6 protein-coding genes are annotated in these 5,215 nt (G+C 64.7%); all 6 read left to right on the top strand.

Going from position 1 to position 5,215, the window contains the following annotated elements:
* Window positions 1-251 precede the first annotated feature (251 nt).
* Window positions 252-1,517 carry a cardiolipin synthase ClsB gene (clsB, locus tag Q8K05_RS01220; RefSeq protein ID WP_305244729.1) on the top strand — a complete coding sequence of 422 codons (1,266 nt, stop codon included), beginning with the start codon at window positions 252-254 and terminating at the stop codon, window positions 1,515-1,517.
* Window positions 1,518-1,524: 7 nt separating this feature from the next.
* A complete protein-coding gene (locus Q8K05_RS01215; RefSeq protein WP_305244728.1) occupies window positions 1,525-2,559 on the top strand; it encodes a YbhN family protein in 1,035 nt (344 codons plus the stop codon).
* Window positions 2,560-2,926: 367 nt separating this feature from the next.
* The gene (minC, locus tag Q8K05_RS01210) at window positions 2,927-3,688 is read left to right on the top strand and encodes a septum site-determining protein MinC (protein ID WP_305244727.1); all 762 of its coding nucleotides are present in this window, start codon (window positions 2,927-2,929) and stop codon (window positions 3,686-3,688) included.
* A 96-nt stretch (window positions 3,689-3,784) separates the two neighbouring features.
* Window positions 3,785-4,600, top strand: coding sequence for a septum site-determining protein MinD (gene minD / locus Q8K05_RS01205; RefSeq protein ID WP_305244726.1), 816 nt, complete (start codon window positions 3,785-3,787; stop codon window positions 4,598-4,600).
* 6 nt (window positions 4,601-4,606) lie between these two features.
* The gene (gene minE / locus Q8K05_RS01200) at window positions 4,607-4,870 is read left to right on the top strand and encodes a cell division topological specificity factor MinE (RefSeq protein ID WP_293469823.1); all 264 of its coding nucleotides are present in this window, start codon (window positions 4,607-4,609) and stop codon (window positions 4,868-4,870) included.
* Between the two features lie 144 nt (window positions 4,871-5,014).
* Window positions 5,015-5,215 (top strand): hypothetical protein (locus Q8K05_RS01195; RefSeq protein ID WP_305244725.1); only part of this gene is annotated, 201 nt, incomplete at its 3' end.

Here is a 5,215-nt window from a genome sequence, read left to right as displayed (position 1 = left end):
TGGCAGCGGAGATTGACCTGTAAATATATGGCCCCCACGCTCGCCACTGCGTGTGCTTCGCTGCCCCCCGAGGGGGCTGGCCTGGCTTGGGGCGGCCCGGCGCTGCGGCCGTTGGCCCCCACGCTCGCCGCTGCGTGTGCTTCGCTGCCCCCCGAGGGGGCTGGCCTGGCTTGGGGCGGCCCGGCGCTGCGGCCGTTGCCCCCCACGCTTGCCGCTTTGCGCCGCCTGGTAGTGGCTCTCAAGGTAACCTTATGACTCGCTGGATCAGCGGCAACCATTTCCGTTTGCTTGAAAACGGCGAGGAATATTTTCCGCGCGTTTTTGAGTGCATTGCCGCGGCACAGTACGAGGTCGTGCTCGAAACCTTCATCCTGTTTGAAGACAAGGTCGGCCTCGCGCTGCATGCGGCGCTGATCACGGCGGCCGGGCGCGGCGTGCAGATTGACATCACGATTGATGGTTATGGCTCACCCGACCTGTCGCCCGACTTTATTTCAGCGCTCACGCAGGCGGGCGTGCGAGTTCATGTGTTTGACCCCAGCCCCAGACTCTGGGGCTACCGCACCAACCTGTTTCGCCGCATGCACCGCAAAATTGTCGTGGTTGACGGCGAGCGGGCTTTTGTCGGCGGCATCAACTACTCGGCCGATCACCTGGCCGACTTTGGGCCCGCCGCCAAGCAGGACTATGCGGTCGAGATAGAAGGCGCCATCGTCGCCGATATTCACGCGTTTGTGCACCAGGCGCTGCAAGCGGGCCAACGCGAGGCCGCCACCAGCCTGACTGGCCGGCTGCGCGAGGGCTTGGCGGCCCAGGCGCAAAAACTGGCCCAGCCCTGGCGGCGCGCCACACCGGCCCCGGCGGGCGAGGCAGCCGCCATCTTTGTGACGCGCGACAACCGCCAGCACACCAAGGACATCGAGCAGCACTACCGCATCGCCATCCGGGCCGCGCGCCACCGCATCGTGATCGCCAACGCCTATTTTTTCCCGGGCTACCGCTTGCTCAGGGAAATGCGCAGGGCGGCGCAGCGCGGCGTTGATGTGCAGCTCATCCTGCAGGGCGAGCCCGACATGGCGATTGTAAAAACAGCGGCCAACATGCTCTACCACTACCTGCTGGCAGGCGGCGTGCGCATTTTTGAATATGACGAGCGGCCCCTGCATGGCAAGGTGGCCGTGGCCGACGATGCATGGGCCACGGTGGGCTCCAGCAACCTGGACCCGCTCAGCCTGTCCCTGAACCTCGAAGCCAACGTCATCATCAAGGACCGCGCCTTCAACCAGTACTTAAGCGCACGGCTGGCGTACCTGATAGCGCACAACTGCAGGCAGATCGGGCCCGGCGACCTCGTGGAGTCGAGCTGGTGGCGCGTGGTGCGCAGCTTCTTTGTATTTCACCTGCTGCGCCGCTATCCCGCCTGGGCCGGCTGGCTGCCTGCGCATGTGCCGCGCCTCACGCTCGCCAGCCCGGACACGGCGGTCGCCGGCGGGGCGAGTCAGGCCGATCCCGTTTGAGCGCCTGATGAGCAAGCAGCGCGCCTCACGCCGTTCCAGGCCGTTGACCCAGACGCCCGGTGGCCGGCAGAAAATCACCGGAAAAGCCTGGTGGCCGTGGCTCAAGCGCGGCGCCGCCGCCGCGTTTTTCGTGCTGGTGGCGACGCTGCTGGTGTCGCGCGCGCGCACCATCGAATGGGATCAGGTGCTCCTCTCGCTGCAGCAGTACCCCCTGACGGCCGTGTGGAGCGCCGTGGGCCTGGCCGTGGCCAGCTTCGCGCTGTACAGCTGCTTTGACCTGCTGGGGCGCCGCTACACCGGCCACACGCTGGGCGCGCCCGCCGTGATGACCGTCACCTTTGTCAGCTACGCCTTCAACCTCAACCTCGGCTCGCTGGTCGGCGGGGTCGGCTTTCGCTACCGCCTGTATTCGCACCTGGGCCTGCGCACCGGCGTCATCGCGCGCATCATGTCGCTGAGCATGCTGGCCAACTGGATGGGCTATGTGGCGCTGGCCGGGCTGGTGTTCAGCCTGCAGCCGCTGCGCCTGCCCGCCAGCTGGCCCCTGGATTCCATGCATCTGCGGCTGATCGGCGTGGCCTTGCTGGCGGCGGCCGCCGCTTACCTTGGCGTGTGCGCTTTTTCGCGCCAGCGCACGCTGCAGGTGCGCGGCCATACCATTGACCTGCCCACGTTTCGGATGGCCGGACTGCAACTGCTCATGGGCGCGGCCAACTGGCTGCTGATGGCGGGCATTATTTTTATGCTGCTGCAGCAACGCATCGCATTTTCAGCCGTGCTCAGCGCGCTGCTGCTGGCCGCCGTGGCCGGCGTCATCACCCGCATACCCGCCGGCCTGGGGGTGCTGGAAGCCGTGTTTGTGGCGCTGTTTTCGCAGCAGATGCCCCCGCATGAACTGCTCGCGGCGCTGGTGGCTTACCGGCTGGTTTACTTCATTGCACCGCTGGGTGTGGCAAGCCTGGTCTACCTCGTCATGGAAGCGAAAGCCAGGCAGCGGGGCCAAGCGGCTGACAACCGCGACAAGACCGAATTTTCCCGTTGACCAGCATGTGAGGGCGGCCCGGAAACGCAGCCAGCGCAGGCACGATGCGGATGCCGACGTCAGCACGAAGCCGCGCGGCTGCAGCCGTCAGCAAGACGGGCATGAAGTTCCGGGATAATGATTCTTTTGTTGTCTATTTTCACATGGGCACCCTCCGCATGCATTCAATGCCTGACGCCTCTTCGGCCGGAAGCTGCGCCCCGAGCCACACCGGGTGCGTAGCAGCGGCGCGTTTCATACGCTCACAAATGGCGCCGGCCTTGCGCGCCCATGCAGCAGTTCTTGCGCTACCCTCGGCGATTCCGGGTTGTGGCCTTGCCGCCATGTCCTGCCCGCACCACGCTGCCCACAACGCCCTGCATTGCCCATGACCGTTGCCACCCAGGCCACCACACCCGCCACTTTTGAGATCAAAAGCGCCAACCTGCCGCTGGTCGCGTTGCTGCTCAAGTCCACCGACCTGGCAGCCTTGTCGCGCGAACTGACCCAGCGTTATGGCGACGTTCCGGATTTTTTCGACCAGGACCCGCTGATGATTGACCTGTCGCCGCTGGAAGCGGCGGCCAAGGACAGCGCGACGCCCACCGGCGAGATTGACTTTTCAACCCTGATCGCCCTGCTGGGCAGCTACCAGCTGGTGCCTGTGGCCGTCAAGGGCGGCAACCCCGCGCAAATGGCCGCTGCGCTGCAGGCCGGCCTGCTGCCCGTGCCCGACGCGCACCTGGTCAGCGCCCGGCCCACCGCAGCGCCCGCAGCGCCTTCCCCACCGCCAGCCGCCGCACCGCTGGGTGCGCTGGTCATCGACAAGCCCCTGCGCTCGGGCCAGCAAGTGTATGCGCGCGGCCGCGATCTGGTGGTGCTGGCCATGGTCAATGCCGGCGCCGAGGTCATTGCCGACGGCCACATCCATGTCTATGCGCCGCTGCGCGGCAAGGCCATGGCCGGTGCGCGCGGCAACGCCGAGGCACGCATCTTTGCGCTGGCGCTGGAGGCCGAACTGCTGTCGATTGCCGGCGTCTACCGCACCAGCGAGCACCCGCTGCCGCCCGGCGTGGCAGGCCATCCCACGCAGGTGCAACTGGTGCCCGGCCCCGACGGCGACAAGCTCGTCATGAGCGTGATGGCATGATGCCCATGCGCCCTGATGCAGGCGCTTGCGCTTTCGCCTGCCCGGCACGTGCCTGACGGCCCCCACCCCTACCGATTTCAAAAGGACTTTTCTCAGATGGCAAAAATCATTGTGGTCACTTCCGGCAAAGGCGGCGTGGGCAAAACCACCACCAGCGCCAGCTTTTCAACCGGCCTGGCGCTGCGCGGCCATAAAACCGCGGTCATCGACTTCGATGTCGGCCTGCGCAACCTCGACCTCATCATGGGCTGCGAGCGCCGTGTGGTGTACGACCTGATCAACGTCATACAGGGCGAAGCCACGCTCAACCAGGCGCTGATCAAAGACAAGCAGTGCCAAAACCTGTACGTACTGGCCGCCTCGCAAACGCGCGACAAGGACGCACTGACCAAAGACGGCGTCGAAAAAGTCCTCAAGGACCTCGCCGCCATGGACTTCGAATACATCGTCTGCGACTCCCCCGCCGGCATCGAAACCGGCGCGCTGATGGCCATGCATTTTGCCGACGAAGCACTGGTCGTGACCAACCCCGAAGTCTCCTCCGTGCGCGACTCCGACCGCATCCTGGGCATGCTGTCGAGCAAGACCCAGCGCGCCATCGACGGCAGCGACCCGATCAAGGAGCACCTGCTCATTACCCGCTACAACCCCAGCCGGGTCGACCAGGGGCAAATGCTGTCGCTCGAAGACATCCAGGACATCCTGCGCATCAAGCTGATCGGCGTGATTCCCGAATCCGAAGCGGTGCTGCAAGCGTCCAACCAGGGCGTTCCGGCCGTGCACATGCAGGGCAGCGATGTGTCTGAAGCCTACAAGGACGTGATCGACCGCTTTCTGGGCGACGACAAGCCCATGCGTTTCATTGACGCGCAAAAATCCGGCTTTTTCAAACGCCTGTTCGGGGGGAAATAAAGCGCCATGGCTTCATTCCTGTCCTTCCTGCTCGGTGAAAAGAAAAAAACTGCCAGCGTCGCCAAAGAGCGGCTGCAAATCATCCTGGCCCACGAACGCTCGGGCCGCAGCAGCCACGAGCCCGACTACCTGCCGGCGCTGCAGCGCGACCTGATCGCGGTGATTTCCAAGTACATCAACATCAATCCCAACGACATCAAGGTCAACCTCGAGCGCCAGGAAAACCTGGACGTTCTAGAAGTCAAGATCGAGCTGCCCGAGCCGAAATAACGGCGCCAGCGCGCCCTCGGGGCGTTGTCAACCGCGTGCGCCCGGTGCTGGCCGGGCAGCCAGCAAGCCGGCGTTAACGCCGCACGCGTCGCATCCAGCCCACCGCCCCCATCAAACATCCCCGGCCGCCAGGCTGCGGCGGCAATGTCCTGGCTGAAACGACGCAGGATTGTTTGCACTTCTTACTTTCCCTTGCAAACCTGCGGGCCCTCAGCCTACACGGCCGCAGGGTTCGGCCGCGCACACTCAACTGGCGAAAAACCGCAATTCCTGGCAGCCACTCTTCCAGGGTCGGACTTGCGCATCACAGGAAAAAACATGAAAAAATTCACAGGTCATTCAAAA

Origin of the sequence: Polaromonas sp. (genome assembly GCF_030682935.1) — a bacterium.
Lineage (GTDB): Bacteria > Pseudomonadota > Gammaproteobacteria > Burkholderiales > Burkholderiaceae_C > Polaromonas.
Note: the sequence above shows the minus strand (reverse complement) of the source record. Positions and strands in the feature narration are given on the sequence as shown.